General features: G+C 42.5%; 11 protein-coding genes, 1 tRNA gene and 1 pseudogene. 8 read left to right on the plus strand and 5 right to left on the minus strand.

Annotation, left to right across the window (positions count from 1 at the left end; translation table 11 throughout):
- Positions 1–48: 48 nt before the first annotated feature.
- Complete coding sequence (cphA, locus tag A0J48_RS03815; protein WP_200320553.1) at positions 49–2751, minus strand: cyanophycin synthetase; 2703 nt, start codon at positions 2749–2751, stop codon at positions 49–51.
- Between the two features lie 172 nt (positions 2752–2923).
- Positions 2924–3787, minus strand: coding sequence for a cyanophycinase (locus tag A0J48_RS03820; protein WP_200320473.1), 864 nt, complete (start codon positions 3785–3787; stop codon positions 2924–2926).
- A gap of 683 nt (positions 3788–4470) precedes the next feature.
- Here A0J48_RS03820 and trmD point away from each other — a divergent pair.
- Positions 4471–5181 carry a tRNA (guanosine(37)-N1)-methyltransferase TrmD gene (trmD, locus tag A0J48_RS03825; protein WP_200320474.1) on the plus strand — a complete coding sequence of 237 codons (711 nt, stop codon included), beginning with the start codon at positions 4471–4473 and terminating at the stop codon, positions 5179–5181.
- Positions 5182–5437: 256 nt separating this feature from the next.
- Here the strand turns inward: trmD and A0J48_RS03830 are convergent, their stop codons facing one another.
- Together A0J48_RS03830 and purE are read right to left on the minus strand one after the other, a co-directional pair.
- Complete coding sequence (locus tag A0J48_RS03830) at positions 5438–6907, minus strand: ammonium transporter (RefSeq protein WP_200320476.1); 1470 nt, start codon at positions 6905–6907, stop codon at positions 5438–5440.
- Between the two features lie 865 nt (positions 6908–7772).
- Complete coding sequence (gene purE, locus A0J48_RS03835; protein ID WP_200320478.1) at positions 7773–8285, minus strand: 5-(carboxyamino)imidazole ribonucleotide mutase; 513 nt, start codon at positions 8283–8285, stop codon at positions 7773–7775.
- 87 nt (positions 8286–8372) lie between these two features.
- On the opposite strand from purE, the gene nagA reads away from it, so the two are divergent.
- The 6 genes and pseudogenes from nagA to trxA form a co-directional block, all read left to right on the plus strand.
- Positions 8373–9545, plus strand: a complete 1173-nt coding sequence (nagA, locus tag A0J48_RS03840) for an N-acetylglucosamine-6-phosphate deacetylase (protein WP_200320480.1) — start codon at positions 8373–8375, stop codon at positions 9543–9545.
- A gap of 61 nt (positions 9546–9606) precedes the next feature.
- Entirely contained in the window at positions 9607–10704 is a 1098-nt protein-coding gene (locus A0J48_RS03845; protein WP_200320482.1) for a tocopherol cyclase family protein, read from the plus strand.
- A 33-nt stretch (positions 10705–10737) separates the two neighbouring features.
- A tRNA-Arg gene (locus tag A0J48_RS03850) sits at positions 10738–10811 on the plus strand.
- A 759-nt stretch (positions 10812–11570) separates the two neighbouring features.
- Positions 11571–12104 (plus strand): YdcF family protein, encoded by a 534-nt coding sequence (locus A0J48_RS03855; RefSeq protein WP_200320484.1) that lies wholly within the window; start codon positions 11571–11573, stop codon positions 12102–12104.
- Positions 12105–12401: 297 nt separating this feature from the next.
- Positions 12402–13565 carry a GuaB3 family IMP dehydrogenase-related protein gene (locus A0J48_RS03860; protein ID WP_200320486.1) on the plus strand — a complete coding sequence of 388 codons (1164 nt, stop codon included), beginning with the start codon at positions 12402–12404 and terminating at the stop codon, positions 13563–13565.
- Positions 13566–13959: 394 nt separating this feature from the next.
- Positions 13960–14301, plus strand: a pseudogene (trxA, locus tag A0J48_RS03865) (thioredoxin); the annotation flags it as partial.
- Positions 14302–14351: 50 nt separating this feature from the next.
- Here trxA and A0J48_RS03870 read toward each other — a convergent pair.
- Positions 14352–14501, minus strand: coding sequence for a hypothetical protein (locus A0J48_RS03870; RefSeq protein ID WP_200320490.1), 150 nt, complete (start codon positions 14499–14501; stop codon positions 14352–14354).
- Positions 14502–14828: 327 nt separating this feature from the next.
- On the opposite strand from A0J48_RS03870, the gene A0J48_RS03875 reads away from it, so the two are divergent.
- A complete protein-coding gene (locus A0J48_RS03875) occupies positions 14829–15899 on the plus strand; it encodes an LOG family protein (RefSeq protein ID WP_200320491.1) in 1071 nt (356 codons plus the stop codon).
- Positions 15900–16005: the final 106 nt, after the last annotated feature.

Raw genomic sequence — 16005 nt, forward strand, 5'->3', positions numbered from 1 at the left:
AAGAAAAATCATCAGTAGGGACAATTAATGAATTATCCCTAGCTGAAATTAGAGTAGGGTATTAACCACGGAAGAAGGTGCTACCCCATTTTGGGAATCATTAATAGTTGTAGTTGCACTTGGTGGTTGTATTTCTTCCTGAACACCCCGCACCTTAATTAACCGAATTGCCCGACTGACGCTTTCTGGCAAAATTACCACCAGACTACCATCAGGAGCCATATCTAAGCCTTTGTTAATAGCTTGGGTTTCATCCAGAATTGATTCATAACGGCAATTAGGTTTAGCCTGATTAATGCCTTGAACAATCAAATCTGAAGCAGAACCCCTTGGCCTGCCTCTTGTGTCGTCATCTTCTTTGACAATGATGTAATCAAAGATATCAGCCGCCAATTTACCCAGAGTCACAAAATCTTCATCACGGCGATCGCCAGGGCCACCAACCACACCTATGCGCTGTCCACTTGTCCAGTTACGAACAAATGATCCCACAGCTTCATAACTAGCGGGATTATGGGCATAATCGACCAAAGCGTGGTGTTTACCCAAATTAAATAAATTCATGCGTCCCGGCGTTTGACTAACCGAAGCGCGGAAAGTCTTTAAACCAGCGCGAATTTGCTCAATAGTTACATTCTGCACAAAAGCTGCCAAACTTGCGGCTAAAGCATTGGCAATCATAAACGGGGCTTTTCCGCCCATTGTCAAGGGTATATTTTCTGCTCTTTCTATGCGGTGTGTCCAATCGCCTTTGACAATTGACAGATAGCTATTTTCATATACTGCTGCCACTCCTCCCTTTTGGATATGCTTCCGCACCAGTTCCGAGTCTGGGTTCATGGTGAAGTAGGCAATATTCGCTTTTGTTTTTTCAGCCATCGCCGCTACACGATGATCATCAGCATTAAGAACTGCATAACCATCAGGATATACAGCTTCTGCAACCACACTTTTCAGGTTAGCTAATTGTTCAATGGTATCAATATCGCCGATGCCTAAATGATCTGCTGCCACATTCAACACCACACCCACATTAGCAGAATCAAAACCTAACCCAGAACGGAGAATACCGCCACGAGCAGATTCCAATACCGCTACCTCTACTGTTGGGTCTTGCAGAATAACATGGGCGCTTTGGGGACCAGTGTTATCTCCAGCTTCCACCAGATAATCACCAATGTATGTACCATCAGTAGTGGTATAACCTACAACTTTTCCTGTTTGCTTATAAATATGTGCTAACAGACGAGTCGTAGTCGTTTTGCCATTAGTGCCTGTAATGCTGAGGATGGGAATGCGGCTAGGTTTTTCGCTGGAGAACAGCATATCCATTACTGCACCAGCAACGTTACGTGGCACACCTTGACTGGGAGCAACGTGCATCCGAAAACCAGGGGCAGCGTTAACTTCCACAATTACCCCATCCAAATCCCGGAGGGGTCGGCTAATATCCGTAGTGACAACATCCAAGCCGGCAATATCCAAACCGATAATTTTCACAACCCGTTGTGCTAACCAAACATTTTCCGGGTGGATTTCGTCGGTGCGGTCTACCGCAATACCACCTGTACTCAGGTTAGCCGTGGCTCGCAGATAACAAATTGTTCCTTTCGGTGGTACGCTATTTACCGTGTAACCTTGTCTTTCTAATAGCTGATAGCTGGTACGGTCTAGTTCAATTTTCGTGAGAACGTTATCATGTCCTTCACCGCGATTAGGGTCTTTGTTGGTTTCCTCAATCAGTTCAGCAATAGAGGATTTGCCATTACCAACTACGTGTGCTGGAACTCGTTCCGCTACGGCGACAACTTTACCATCTACCACTAATACCCGATGGTCGCGCCCAACATAATACCGTTCCACAATAATCGAACGGGAAACTTGTCTGGCTGCTTCATAAGCTGCTTCAGCTTCATCCCAAGTTCTGATATCTATGGTGATCCCCCGTCCATGATTACCATCCAAGGGTTTAATCACAATCGGATAACCACCCACATATTCAATAGCTTCTTCTAAGTCATCCAAAAAGTTAATTACTGTACCTCTAGGTACTGGTACACCATTAGCAGCAAGGATGCGTTTAGTGGCTTCTTTATCACAGGCTAGTTCTACTCCCAGAATGCTCGTGTTATCGGTCATCGTTGCCTGCATTCGCTTCTGGTTGACACCGTACCCTAGTTGAATCAGAAACCTTGCCGCTAGGGGCATCCAGGGAATACCTCTTTTTTCTGCTTCTTTGACAATGGCTTCTGTAGAAGGGCCCAAGGAAGCTTCACGGCAAAAGTCTTTCAAGTCTTGGATATCTTGCTCTAGTTCTGCCTTGGGATAACGGCCCCGATCAACAATACTTTGACATAGCCGCACTGCTGCACGTCCGGCATAGCGTCCCGCTTCCTCATTAATGTACTCAATCACAACCTGGTAAACTCCAGGTGTGGCAGTCTCACGGGTGCGGCCAAAACCTACGTGCATTCCAGCTAATTCCTGGAGTTCTAGGGCTACGTGTTCTACGATGTGACCCATCATCGTGCCTTCTCGTACCCGCATCAAAAAACCACCACGACAGCCCGGTGAGCAATAATGACCCTCCAGACTGGGTAGTGCCTCAACTAATCCTTCATAAAAGCCAGGGATTTCATTTGAGGGCGTTTCCGCTAGGTTTTCTAGATCGAGGCGCATGACGATCAGTTTATGGCGTCGAATGCTCCAGTAGTTTGGGCCGCGTAGGGTTTGGATCTTGAGGATTCTCATGGGAATAGGTAGATGGAGATTCGGAACCAAAATTCTAGTTTCTTACTGGAATTGACCGCTAAACTGTTTATTATGAACAGTTTTTTCTTTTCAGATAGTATTCAGTCCAATTTTTTGACAGTAAGAAATCAAGGTGCGGTCAAATCAGTGTAACCTCAGATACTCTATCCCGTCAGCTGGAGATCCGATGCACAGCGGGTAAAACAGTACGTTGGTATAGATGGAAACGATCTCCGTAACTGAGGATATGTAGGCGTAAATTATGCACTGTTAATGGTTCATTGGCACTAACATGAGGTTCGTTGGTATGGGTAAGTTCTGTGGGATCAACAATGGTGACACTGCCTTTGCCCATGACTTGCAACCAACCATCACGTTCAAATACAGCACAAGTATCTTCATCAATGCCAATGCCTAAACGATCAGGATGGGCGGCGATCGCACTTACCAGCCGCCCCATGCGATTGCGATTGTGAAAGTGTTGATCCACAATCACTTCCGGAATGAATCCCAAACCGGTTGCCATATCAACTAGGGAACGATTCGGTGTTTCACCACTCCCACCACCTGCAATCATGTGATGTCCCATCACCGCAGCACCTGCACTTGTTCCGGCCAGGGTTAATTGTCCTGCCCGGACTCGCTGCCGGATAATATCCATTGCTGCTGTGTCTGAAAGAACGCCACAAAGTCGTAATTGGTCTCCTCCTGTTAAAAAGACCCCAGTACAGGCTTCTAGAGATGCTTTAATTTGGGAACTGTCGCATTGTTCACGTTCCCGAATGTCTAAAATCTCAACCTTTTGGGCACCCATTTCTTCAAAAATGCGAATATACCTACCACCAATGATGGCAGGTTCGCGGGAGGCGGATGGAATAATTGTAATATACGCCTTACTAGCACCAGCACGAGCAACAAAAGTCCGCAGGATTTCGCGTCCGTGAACTTTGTCTTCTGCGCCTCCGATAACTAGAACGGCGGTTTTGGTTGCTTGGGGTGTCCTCATTTCCAGCGATTTAGCTTTTAATTGCTGCATTGTGTTTCTGCTGCTCCATAAAACTTATACAATGCTGATAGCGCAGGTTGGCGCAAGCCATACATTGCTGTTTATTTCCCGCTTCCACCAGAGCCACGAAGGGGGATTCTTGTCAACGGGCTTAAGTTCCGCCAGAGCTAGGCGTACAGATTTAAGGTTTGCATTCAACAGGTTATTAGCTCCTGTCAACAACTTCAGGTAAATTTAACAAGGTTTAATAGCCTGTTGATTTTTGCCTTTTGCTTTTTGAGAGGACACTTTTCGGAAGATTGGCTCGGTGCAAGCCGTTCCAAGTTTTTCGCTAACCCACACGATGCCTCCTGGAAGTTGTTAACTTGGGTCGGATTATTAATTTAAATTTAGTTGTGACAATATTTAAACATAAATTAAGTAATTAGAAAAATTAGAAAAATTTTGGATGGCACGAAAAACTCAAGAGTTTAGGTAATTTTAGATACTATTGATCAAGGGTAAGAAGAGGGTGTAGGGTGTAGGGTATAGGGTGGAAGGGAGAAATTAATTAAAAATTAAAAATTAAAAGTTAATCAACTTCTGCCTTCTGCCTCTTCTCGTGCCTCTTGCCAGCTGCAACCTTTCTCCTGAATTCCTTAAACACTGACGTTAATTAGCAATTTACGTTAAATGTTCCAATCTTAGATTAGTGTCATTGAATACGAATTACTGTGCGTTTTGATATAGTTACGCTTTTTCCTGACTGTTTTAGCTCGGTTCTCAGTTCTGGTCTTTTGAGCAAAGCCCTAGCCAAGCAGATTGCCCAAGTACATCTGGTTAATCCTAGGGACTTTACCACTGATAAACATCGTAAGGTCGATGATGAACCTTATGGAGGTGGGGTGGGAATGCTCATGAAGCCTGAACCAATTTTCGCGGCTGTGGAATCGCTGCCAACTCTACCTCGCCGAGATGTCATCTTAATGAGTCCCCAAGGTCAAACTATTAATCAACCCCTGTTGCGGGATTTGGCAGCCAATTATGACCAGTTGGTGGTGATTTGTGGTCACTATGAAGGGGTCGATGAAAGAGTGCTAAATTTGGTAACACGTGAGGTATCTTTGGGGGATTTTATTCTCACTGGTGGAGAAATTCCGGCTATGGCTTTGCTGAATGGAGTAGTGCGCTTATTACCAGGGACGGTGGGTAAGGAGGAATCTCTCAAAGCAGAAAGTTTTGAAGAGGGGTTGTTAGACTTTCCTCAGTACACTCGTCCTGCCAATTTTCGAGGCTGGAAAGTGCCGGATGTACTACTGAGCGGAAATCATGCAGAAATTGCTAAGTGGCGTTGCCAACAACAAATTGAACGTACTGCTTCCCGTCGTCCCGATTTGCTGGAAAAATGGCAACAAGAAAGGGAACAGGGGACAGGGGACAGGTGACAGGTGACAGGTGACGATGCTCAAAGCCTTGCAGTGTTTAGGTTTTAGTTTTGGTTTATGTCCTAACCGTCTCGTCTACGGTCTTATAGCAGGAGGCAGGAGGGAAAGCCTTGTTATCTCTACGTTTCAAGGATTAATAATGTCCTAACCGTCTCGTCTACGGTCTTAATTCAAATCCCCGGCTTCTTAGAGAAGTCAGGGATCTATTTTCTAGGTCTTTTATAGCAGGTGGGAGAGAACTGAATCCGTAGTGAAATTATTCACCTTCAAAAGCGCCAACGCGAGGATTTTTAGAACGATGTTGTTGTTCTTCGACAGACTCTTCAACTGCATAGAAATCAGGCCACACAGTCGCGCCATGTTCGTAAGCATCAATACCAATCTTATCAGCTTCAGAATCAACACGCAGTCTGCCAATAGCCTTGAGTCCACCAAACATTAAAAAGGCAAAAGCTACAGTAAAAGCGGTGATAGCAACTAAACCCAAAATCTGCACACCCAGCAAATCAAAGCCACCACCTAAAAATAGTCCAGCTTTTTTGTTTAGGGTTAGTTCTGCTTGACCAAATAAGCCCACGGCTAAAGTACCCATCATACCGTTGATACCGTGAACCGCAAAGGCACTTACTGGGTCATCAATATGCATTGCTTCAATTAAATCAATGCCGACAACTACCAAAATTCCCCCAGTTAAACCAATTAAAACCGCAGCCCAAGGTGCCACAAAGGCGCAACCTGCTGTGATCCCTACCAGTCCAGCTAAAGAACCATTCAGACAATAAACTAAATCCCATTTACCAGAACGGAAATATTGGAAAAGCATTCCCGCAAGAGCGCCAGCCCCAGCACCTAGGGTAGTATTGAGTGTGACTAAACCTATTAAACCAGGATTAGCAGTACCCAAGGTTGAACCAGGGTTAAACCCATACCAACCAAACCATAAAATCATGGTTCCCAAGGTTGCTAAACCTAAGTTATGTGCGGGTGGTAATGTTCCCCAAGGAGTACGACCAGGACGGGGTCCAAGTAAATAAGCACCTACTATCGCTGTCCAACCACCAACGGTGTGAACTACAGCACTACCGGCAAAATCATGGAAACTCATTTTCGCTAACCAGCCGTTAGCATTCCAAACCCAGTGGACAATCAAAGGATAGCTGAATGCACCCATGACGGCACTGTAAATTAAGTCACCAACGAAGTCTGTTCTTCCCGCCATTGCACCTGTAGTAATTGTACTAGCTGTGGCTGCAAAGGCAAATTGGAAGAAGAATAAGGTGTAAGCATTGAGGTTTGAAGCTATACCTGGTACACCACCACTAGGGAAAGCTCCATCAACTGGTAACTGACTCAGGAAAAAGGTATCAGTGCCAATGAAACCACCCGCACTTGTACCGAAAGCAATACCAAAGCCGACACCCCACCAAACTAAGATGGTGACAGCAGCATCAACAAAGTTCTCTAATAAGGCGTTTACTACTCCTCTTTGTCGCAACAAACCTGCTTCTAACATAGAAAAACCGGTTTGCATGAAGAACACTAAAAACCCTGTTAGTAGTACCCAGGTGGTATCAATAGAAATTTGTAATTGCTTTGTTGTGCTGTCTAAAGATTCAAGAGTTGGCGGATCTGCTGCTTGTACAATTGTAGGAGCAAAAATCGCAAACACCATTGAGCCTATAGCTAGTGCTAGTAGGCGGTATAAGGGTCTAATCCGCTTATTCATTGTTTATTTCCTGTGAGAAAAGCTAAAATTGTTTTCCTTTGGCTTATTCAAATAAATTAAATGAATTGGGGTAATTACACAAGATATTTTGCTAATAAATGTGAAAAATCTTGTTTTTGATTTTTGAGTTTTTAGAGATTTGATATCTCTGCTAAAACACATTTATTGTGAATAGCATAAAATCTGCGGATACTATGCCACAAAAGATGAGAATTGTGTTTTGATTAACAATTTCTTATCTCTCATGAGGGCTGATCCTGAGTCAAGGTGCAATTTAGAATCTGGCACAAACTAGGTAGCTGAGTAATGAATGAATCAGAATCTTAAAAAATGGATAATGTACAATGGACAATTGAAAATTACCTCTGCCTGAAAGCGAGAGGATTGAGAAATCGGAATTTTTGTCTTTTTTGCCCTTTGAAAGGGGAGGTTTTAAACATTGAATGAAACAATTGTCAATTATCAATTGATAATAGACAGGAATTAGTTATGTTAACTCCTGTTTGTTGTTGGTTAAATTTATAATCAAATAAATTTGCTTGATTCTGTATTTAAAAAAGCTCAAAATTCTGTATCGTAAAATACATTTTTGGGCAGATGGTGTAAATGATGCTGCCAAAAATCAACAGTGAATGGCACTTAATCCCTTACAATATGAGCATTTCCAATAGTTAGACTGTGCAACAAAGAGTTAAAATAATAACTATATAAAAAATTAATATTTGCCAAAAAAGTTATAGAAAATCATTATTTATTTTTATTTTCTCATAGTGTTTACATGAAGGGTTTGGTGGGCATTGCCCACCCTAAATATTGTTTCTGTCACCTGTCACCTGTCACCTGTCACCTGTCACCTATTCCCTTCTTACTGCTGTAAATATTGCTTGTAACCTAATTCTTCTAATTTGCTTTGTTTATCCATGACCATATCACATAAGCTTTGACGGTATGCCTGGACTTTTTGTAGTAGTTCTGGTTGATGAGTAGCCAGAATCTGCACTGCTAAGAGTCCGGCATTTTTGGCGTTACCAATAGCTACTGTAGCTACGGGTATTCCCGCAGGCATTTGCACTATAGAATACAGAGAATCTACGCCTTGTAAATTACGGGTGGCTACGGGGACACCAATTACAGGTAGTGGAGTTAAAGATGCGACCATACCAGGAAGATGTGCCGCACCACCAGCACCAGCTATAATGACTTTGATACCTCGTTGGTGTGCGGTTTGGGCATATTCCACCATCCGTTCTGGGGTACGATGGGCAGAGACGATCGCTACTTCGCATTCAATCCCAAATTCTTCACAAACTGCGATCGCATCTTTCATTGTGGGCAAATCGGAATCACTGCCCATGATAATACCAACTTGAAGAGTCATAGAATTTTAGATTTTGGATTTTTAGATTTTGAATTTTAGATTAAAGCTTACAATCGTTTTTAGATTGAGAAATTTTTGGCTAGGTTAATGACCACAGCAACACTAAATTCCATCTTGTCAAACGTAGATATTATCAATGCAAGAGTACCCGGTTATCAAGATTTACAGATGATTTGGGTGAATAAAGATGGCATGATTGAGCAGATTTTGCCGATGGGTAGAGTCTGCAAACGAGTGGCACCACAAGATTTACAAATTTTGGATGTCGCTGGTGACTGGATTTCTCTGGGTGGGGTTGATTTGCAAATCAACGGAGGACTCGGTTTAGCATTCCCTGACTTGACAGTAAAAGACACCCAGATGCTAGATGAAATCTGTCAATTTTTGTGGAATGTGGGTGTGGATGGCTATTTACCCACCATTGTCACAACTTCTGTAGAAAATATACAGCGATCGCTTGCCCTAATCTCCAAGTACAACCAAAAATCAGGGGCGCAAATTCTCGGAGTCCATCTGGAAGGGCCTTTTTTAAACTACGGTAAACGTGGCGCACATCCCGCAGAATATTTATTACCCTTGACCATGAACGAAGTCAAGCGGGTTTTAGGTGATTATGCCTCAGTTGTCAAAATCATCACCTTAGCACCAGAATTAGATCCCACAGGTGAAGTCATCCCTTATTTACGTTCCTTGGGCATTACCGTTAGTTTAGGACATTCCCAAGCCACCGCCGCACAAGCACAATGCGCCTTTGAGCAAGGTGCAACAATGGTAACTCACGCCTTCAACGCCATGCCACCATTACATCACCGTGAACCGGGATTATTAGGTGCAGCCATGAACCACCCTGATGTGATGTGCAGTTTTATTGCGGACGGACAGCACATTGTCTCCCCAATGTTAGAAATTCTCCTCCGTGCTAGTAAAGGGTTATTTCTTGTTAGTGATGCCCTGGCACCACTAGGATTACCAGATGGATTGTATCCTTGGGATAGTCGGCACATTGAAGTTATTAATGGTACAGCTAGATTAGCAGATGGGACTTTATCAGGTACGACTTTACCTTTGTTGACGGGAGTACAGAATTTAGTGAAATGGGGAATTTGTGATATAGAAACAGCTATTTTCCTAGCTACAGATGCACCCAGAAAAGCAATCAATTTACCACAACTTAGCGCCAATCAACCGGCTAATCTATTACGCTGGCATTGGCATGAAAATACACAGAAATTGTCTTGGAAAAGGATAATTGAGAATTGAATTCTGTTTCGGAATTACGAGGTTGAACGCACAAAATACACAACTTTAATGTTGAAAATTTATGGTTAGTCTGCCCAAAAACTTCCTAAATCTAACCCAAACCCCCCATAGCGGCTACCATTGGGACGGTAGCAGTCGCCGTTTTTTTGAAGGTTGGTATTATCGCGTTACATTACCCGCCATTAGGCAAACCTTCGCCTTCATGTACTCTATTGAAGATCCCATTGGTGGGCAGTCTGATAGTGGTGGTGCAGCCCAAGTCCTTGGTCCAGACGATGAATATCTTTGTCGAACTTTTCCTGATGTCAACAAATTTTGGGCGCGTCAGGATGTCTTAGCTTTAGGACATTGGGGTAAAACTAATCTGCAAGTTCCTCCTTTATATCTTCTGCCTAGGGAATTTGCACATCATGTTCAACAAGGTTATCAAGCCACAGCAACGTTAAATCAAGGCATTATTACTGACCCTGCCACAAATAATTATTGTCGTTGGCAGTATGAAATTAAACCTATATACGCTTGGGGTGATGAAAATAGTATTCAGCAATCAACCGCTGGTTGGCTATCATTTTTGCAGATATTTGAACCAGGATGGCAAATTTTAATGGCCCATGGTTTAGCCACTGGGTTCATAGACTGGAATGGAAAAATTTACGAATTTACCAACGCCCCAGCCTACGCAGAAAAAAATTGGGGTGGTGCTTTTCCTCAAAAATGGTTTTGGTTCAATTGTAATTATTTTGATAATCAACCTGATTTAGCATTAACAGCCGGTGGGGGAAGGCGTGGTGTTTTGTGGTGGATGGAATCTGTAGCTATGATTGGTATACATTACCAAGGCAAGTTTTATGAATTTGTTCCTTGGAACTCACAAGTACATTGGCAAATTCAACCTTGGGGAAGATGGCAAATGCAAGCCAAAAACTCTAGTTATGAAGTTGAATTGACAGGAACTACGGACTTACCAGGTACACTCCTACGCGCACCCACTAACCAAGGTTTAACCTTCTGTTGTCGAGACACCATGCAAGGAAAACTAGATTTAGAATTGCGAGAATTACATGGCAGTAAATCTAAAATTATCTTAACAGCAAGTAGTAATCTTTGCGGTTTAGAAATAGGTGGAGGGAATTGGGATCAGAGTTGGCAATCAGAGTAAAACTACTGCTATAATTATTTGTGCTTCACATTTGGGGTTGTAGCTCAGTTGGATAGAGCGGACGCCTCCTAAGCGTCAGGTCGTGCGTTCAAGTCGCACCAGTCCCGTAGAAATGAAAAATTCATGTCTTCCATACAACTCTACGGACAAGGTAATTCTTTGTGCTGGTTGAACAAATCTTCCAGTCTATCCTGATAACATAAATTAGGAAATGAATATCTCAGTGACTGCATAGGTGAAAAACTGTCGTATATAAGTAGCAATTTATATAGGAATCATATTTGATTCTTGAAAAACACTCCGCACACTTCCCCTGTTCCCTGTTCCCTATTCCCTCTCCTAACTATAAAATTTATTTTGCACGACTACTTATATAACAGTGAGCTTTTTAATATTTAGTCTGACTAAGATCCCAAAATTTAAGGCAGTCCTAATTATCCTGACGGCTGCCATATTCAATGATTCGCAATTATGGCATTAAGTTACAAAATGTACAAGATGATCACTCTTCCCTACTAGTGTCTCAAAACAATTTCATCAATAAAATGGGTTGCACCCATATCATGGGTTGTCAAATCTAGGTTAGGATAATCCATCGAAGAAGCAATCAGGATGAGACTCATGGCAAAATGTACTTTTGCAAGAGGTCTAATGGTTAACAGATCCAGGAAAATTCTTGCCCTTATCACCTAACTTTCTCCTTACTGCTGCCAGCAGTCTATTTTCCTGGAATCAAATGCTTCTCAAAATCAAAATACCCCAAATCTTTTTTACTCCATATCATTTCTAAATAAAATCCTGGTCTTTGCAGACACACATATAGAGCCTTGAATAAGCTACTGTTTACAGGTAAATATTTGCGACTTATGTCTTTTATCGTACCCTTGTTGGTGTGGTGGGGATATAAGGAAGTACAAAACCAAATTGTACATCCACAAGCTATGTTAGTTTTGGGCGGTTCTACTAGACGTTTAGAAAGGGAGAAGTTCACAGCAGATTTTGCTAGAAAGCATCCGCATATACCAATATGGATTACTGGGGGTAGTCCGCCTAGATATACAAGAGAAGTATTTACTAAAGCTGGAGTTGATCCCCGCCGATTAAATTTAGATTATGAAGCTGTGGATACAGTTACTAATTTTACTACGCTCGTAGATGACTTGCAAGCACGGGGGATTAAAAGCGTTTATTTAATCACTTCTGATTTTCATATGCGCCGCGCTTGTGTGATTGGCGAGATTGTTTTAGGGAGTCGAGGTATTGAGTTCAAAGCAGTGTCAGTTCCCTCAGAACAAGCATCAGAACCTATTGAAAAATCTATCCGTGATGGAGCCAGAGCTATTTTGTGGGTAGCAACTGGTTACACAGGTGCAAAAGAAAAGGTGGCAGGTGACAGATGAGCGAAAATAGGGTGTATGTGTCAGGAGGAGCGGCTAGTATAACTGTAGCCAGGATAATTAGGACATTATTAATCCTTGAAACGTAGATATAACAAGGCTTTTACTCCTGCCTCCTGCAAGACAGCCCTCTGCCTCCTGCCTCCTGCTATAACTGTAGACAGGAGTTGTTGAAGTTGAAATTTTGTTGGCGTAGCCTGCTGGAAGCACTATTTTGAATTTTGAATTGATTTCTACCCAATACCCAATATCGCCACAATTTGATACCCTAGCTTAAACAGATTTGAGAAAAGTGAAAGCGTGGAAATTCAACTTGGGCGGGGAAAAAAGGCTCGCCGAGCCTATGGCATTGATGAAATTGCTTTAGTACCTGGTAACAGAACACTCGATCCGAGTTTAGCGGATACTAAATGGCAAATTGGCAATATTGAGCGAGAAATTCCCATTATTGCCAGTGCAATGGATGGTGTTGTTGATGTAGGGATGGCTGTGCGTTTGTCCCAATTGGGAGCATTAGGAGTTCTAAATTTAGAGGGTATCCAAACTCGCTATGCTGACCCAGACCCGATTTTAGATCGGATTGCATCTGTGGGCAAAGATGAATTTGTTTCCTTGATGCAAGAACTTTACGCCGAACCCATCAAGCCAGAATTAATTGAAAAACGTATTCAGGAAATTAAACAACAGGGCGGTATTGCAGCTGTGAGTGCTACTCCAGTAGGTGCTAGTAAATTCGGTCAAGTTGTAGCTAAAGCTGGGGCTGATTTATTTTTTATCCAAGCGACGGTAGTTTCTACAGACCACCTGTCACCAGAGTCTATTACACCTCTGGATTTGGCAGAATTTTGCCGTTCTATGCCCATTCCAGTGGTATTGGGTAACTGTGTGACTTATGAAGTCACTTTGGATTTAATGAAAGCCGGTGCGGCAGCAGTTTTGGTGGGCATTGGCCCTGGTGCTGCTTGTACTTCTCGTGGGGTTTTGGGTGTAGGTGTACCGCAAGCAACAGCGATCGCAGACTGTGCCGCAGCCAGAGATGATTACTATCAAGAAACTGGTAACTATATCCCTGTTATTGCTGATGGTGGTTTAATTACTGGTGGCGACATTTGTAAATGTATTGCTTGTGGTGCTGATGGAGTGATGATTGGTTCTCCCTTTGCTAGAGCCGCCCAAGCCCCTGGACGAGGTTATCATTGGGGTATGGCAACTCCTAGCCCAGTTTTACCCCGTGGTACTCGTATTCGTGTTGGTACGACAGGTACTCTAGAGCAAATACTGACAGGCCCAGCCGGATTAGATGATGGTACTCATAATCTCCTGGGCGCTTTAAAAACCAGCATGGGTACATTAGGAGCAAAAAATATCAAAGAAATGCAGCAAGTTGAAGTTGTTATTGCTCCTTCCCTGTTAACGGAAGGTAAAGTTTACCAAAAAGCCCAACAATTGGGTATGGGTAAATAATAGGGTGTAGGGTGTAGGGGGTAGGGTGTAGGGTGTAGGGTGTAGGGGAGCAGGGGAGCGAAGGAGAATAATACTTTTTGCCTCTTGCATGAGTGCCTCTTGCCTCTTGCCTCTTACCTGTTCCCTATTCCCTGTTCCCACTAACAACTGACAAATAAAAATTTTTTCAGTACCTTAAACAATCTCTGGAAAAATTCCAGATGTCGCCTACAATAGAGATAGCGGAGACGCATGTTTCCGTTCACTCCTCACACCACACTCCGCCCGGACTACTGTTCGGGCGGTTCCTTATGTTCAGACATAAATTCTATAGGTTCTTTGCAAATGTACATCCTTAACTCCTAAGCTGATGTTTTTGCTATGGTAGAATTTTCACGAAACTGATAAATATAATAGTCAAAGGTTTTTAGGAATGTCAGCAGCTGCAAGTGTTACAGATTCTAGTTTTAAGCAGGAAGTTCTCGATAGCGATGTTCCTGTTTTAGTTGATTTTTGGGCTCCTTGGTGCGGTCCTTGCCGTATGGTAGCTCCTGTCGTTGAGGAAATCGCCGCTCAGTATGTAGGACAAATCAAAGTTGTGAAAGTCAACACTGATGAAAATCCTCAAGTTGCCAGTCAGTATGGTATCCGTAGCATTCCCACATTAATGATTTTTAAAGAGGGAGTAAAAGTGGATATGGTTGTCGGTGCTGTACCTAAATCTACATTAGCTACAACTTTGGAAAAGTATCTTTAAACCTCAATTGGCTACAAACTTCTATCTTGAATGTTCCAAGAAGACTTTTGCTACATCTGTAAAGATGTAACTGTAAGACCTGTAGGTACTTGTACTAAAAAGCAGGTTTCTGTGAAACACAAATCGTCTGTCAGAGGACAAACTACAGATGTATCTGGTGTAACTGCGCTAAGGCGGAAGATTGTCAATGAGTCGTCCATTGCCTAGAGCTTTAGGTTAATAATTGTAAATTAGTTTCTGAGGCGTAACATTTGCGTCTCCAGAAAACTTTTTCTACATAAATTAAGATATTTTACAGGTAAGGATGTATCTTTTATTACGGGTATGTCCTTGTTTTGTCAATTGGGAACAAATATATAGCAGGTGACAGTAGTGGAGTACGCAGTACCGAGTGGTTGCTTAGGATTTCCACTCATTGCTCATTACTCGCCTACACCCAAGCTCAACAAAAAAGGAAAGTGATTGACTGAAGTTTGTGATTGACTGAAATTTAGATAAAATATAATGCCATTGTTGTGGCAGTTCTCATGACTTCTGAAACTTCATTTGAAATACTAGAATCTCTCCAAGCTGATATTGCTGAATTAATAGATCGTTTACCGACCTTAAAACATCGGCAATTTATTCAGCAGGCACTTGCTACTATAGTGCGTTTGGCTGATAGTGAAGTTGACCGTTTGGACTGGAAAATCTTATCTGCGGCTTTAGCAGATATGGAAAGGGGTTTCCAACTCTTTTATGGCTATCGGCACATCCGCAAAGTGACTATATTTGGTTCTGCTCGTTTAGCGCCAGAAACCCCTGAGTACGAAATGGCAGTGCAGTTTGCACGTGCTGTTTGTCAGTTGGGATTTATGGTGATTACAGGCGGTGGTGGTGGAATTATGCACGCGGGTCAAGAAGGTGCAGGGCGAGATAATTCTTTTGGTTTAAATATTCAGTTACCTTTTGAACAAGAGGCAAATCCAATTATTAATGGAGACCCTAAACTAATTCATTTTAAATATTTCTTTACCCGCAAGCTATTCCTCCTCAAAGAAAGTGATGCTGTGGCTTTATTTCCTGGTGGCTTTGGAACTCAGGATGAAGCTTTTGAATGTATGACATTAAGCCAAACAGGTAAATTTGGTCCAGTTCCTTTAGTTTTAATTGATCCTCCTGGTGGCGATTATTGGCATTCTTGGAGTCAATATATTGATCAACAATTGGTGGCAAAAGGTCTTGTTAGTCCAGATGATCCTAGTCTGTACACGGTGACAGATAATTTGGAAGTTGCTTGCAATGCCATTACCCGTTTTTATCAAGTTTATCACTCTAGTCGCTATGTAGGTGATCAATTGATCATCCGCCTCAAACAAGAGTTATTAGATGCAGATGTAGAAGCACTAAATGATAATTTCAGTGACATTCTGGTGGCAGGCAGAATTAAGAAAAGTCAGGCATTACCCCAAGAAGGTCAAGATGAAACATCGGATTTACCCCGGTTAGTTTTGTATTTCAATCAGCGTGATTTGGGGCGTTTGTATCAGATGATTGCCGCAATTAACCAATTAGCTATTCCTTCTCCAGAGGAAACAACCCATCCAGAAAGGAAGTAGGTTTTAGTCAACTTATACTATTGTGAATTAGGCAAGAGGATTGTAAAGGATTAAAGTGTACCCAGCTTCAAAACAATCAAATATTATTCCTATAGCTATAGCCATC

The sequence above is a fragment of the Sphaerospermopsis aphanizomenoides BCCUSP55 genome (assembly GCF_001586785.1).
Classification (GTDB): domain Bacteria; phylum Cyanobacteriota; class Cyanobacteriia; order Cyanobacteriales; family Nostocaceae; genus Sphaerospermopsis_A; species Sphaerospermopsis_A aphanizomenoides_A.

Bases quoted from the DNA above. Each gene is read 5' to 3' on its own strand.
- cphA (WP_200320553.1), bottom strand. From the start codon at position 2,751: ATGAGAATCCTCAAGATCCAAACCCTACGCGGCCCAAACTACTGGAGC.
- A0J48_RS03875 (WP_200320491.1), top strand. From the start codon at position 14,829: ATGACTTCTGAAACTTCATTTGAAATACTAGAATCTCTCCAAGCTGAT.
- A0J48_RS03845 (WP_200320482.1), top strand. From the start codon at position 9,607: ATGGTTAGTCTGCCCAAAAACTTCCTAAATCTAACCCAAACCCCCCAT.
- A0J48_RS03830 (WP_200320476.1), bottom strand. From the start codon at position 6,907: ATGAATAAGCGGATTAGACCCTTATACCGCCTACTAGCACTAGCTATA.
- A0J48_RS03870 (WP_200320490.1), bottom strand. From the start codon at position 14,501: ATGGACGACTCATTGACAATCTTCCGCCTTAGCGCAGTTACACCAGAT.
- purE (WP_200320478.1), bottom strand. From the start codon at position 8,285: ATGACTCTTCAAGTTGGTATTATCATGGGCAGTGATTCCGATTTGCCC.
- nagA (WP_200320480.1), top strand. From the start codon at position 8,373: ATGACCACAGCAACACTAAATTCCATCTTGTCAAACGTAGATATTATC.
- A0J48_RS03855 (WP_200320484.1), top strand. From the start codon at position 11,571: ATGTCTTTTATCGTACCCTTGTTGGTGTGGTGGGGATATAAGGAAGTA.
- A0J48_RS03820 (WP_200320473.1), bottom strand. From the start codon at position 3,787: ATGCAGCAATTAAAAGCTAAATCGCTGGAAATGAGGACACCCCAAGCA.